This is a genomic window from Mycobacterium sp., assembly GCF_008709575.1.
In the GTDB taxonomy this organism is placed as follows: Bacteria; Actinomycetota; Actinomycetes; order Mycobacteriales; family Mycobacteriaceae; genus Mycobacterium.
The window spans coordinates 1-964 of record NZ_VYIK01000206.1 but is presented as its reverse complement, the minus strand read 5'-3'; the positions used below and the strand labels follow the sequence as shown (position 1 = coordinate 964).

The window sequence follows — 964 nt, the reverse complement described above, 5'->3', positions numbered from 1 at the left end:
GAAGATCAGGGTCAGCGACGACACCACCGCGATCATCAGGTCATACTTGGCGCCGTCGTGCATGTCCTTGAACGTCGCAGCCGTGCCGCCGAGATAAATCCTGGCGTCCTGCAACGAGGACTGCTTCAGTCCTTCCTGGGCTGCGGTTCGCTCCGCGTCGACTCGGGCGATTCCTTCCGGAGACATCGGGTCGCCCTGATGGGTGATGAAATATCGAGCGGACCTGCCGTCCGGCGACAAAAACATTTTCAGGCCGGTCTTGAAGTCGGGGTTGTCGAAGGCCTCGGGAGGCAGATAGAAAAAGTCGTCGTTGCGTGAGGCATCGAAACTTTGGCCCATGCATCGTCAGCGTCAAGTCGCGGGTCATTTTGAGCGATTCGATCTGCGGCGGCAGCAGCTCGGCCAGTTGCGGCTGCAGCGCATCGACGGCGTCGAAGTCGGTTGCAAGCTGGTGGAACTTGTCGTCGAGGGCGTCGATTTCGTCCAGCGAGTCCCATAGCGACCTCAGCGAGAAACAGATGGGAATGTCGTAGCAGTGCTTCTCCCAATAAAAGTAGCTCCGTATGGGTCGCCAAAAATCGTCGAAGTCGGCGATGTGATCACGCAAGTCGTCGGTAATCTGCGACAGCTCGTGGGTGTCGAGGTCGGTGCGATGCGTCGCCTCGACGAGCCGCCTTTGAACGTTATACGTTTCCTGCAGTGTGTCGATCGTTTTTTGCAAGTCGGCGGCCATAACCAGCATGTCGGCGACACGCGCTTTCAGAAACGCCATATTCTGCATGGTCGTCTGGCCCTGAATGCTGTTCTGGAACGGGATCGAACTGTGCTGAATCGGGATGCCCAAGGGCCGAGTGATGTCTTGGACCATCACAATACCCACGACACGGAGCACGTTTTTCGCCACTCGGTCCAAGACCAGCATGTCGGCGGGATTGCGCATGTCGTGATCGGCTTCGACCATCAA

At 57.8% G+C, this 964-nt stretch carries 1 pseudogene; it reads right to left on the bottom strand.

Features of this window, described 5'->3' with window-relative positions:
• Positions 1-964: pseudogene (locus tag F6Q13_RS17905) on the bottom strand (MMPL family transporter); the annotation flags it as partial.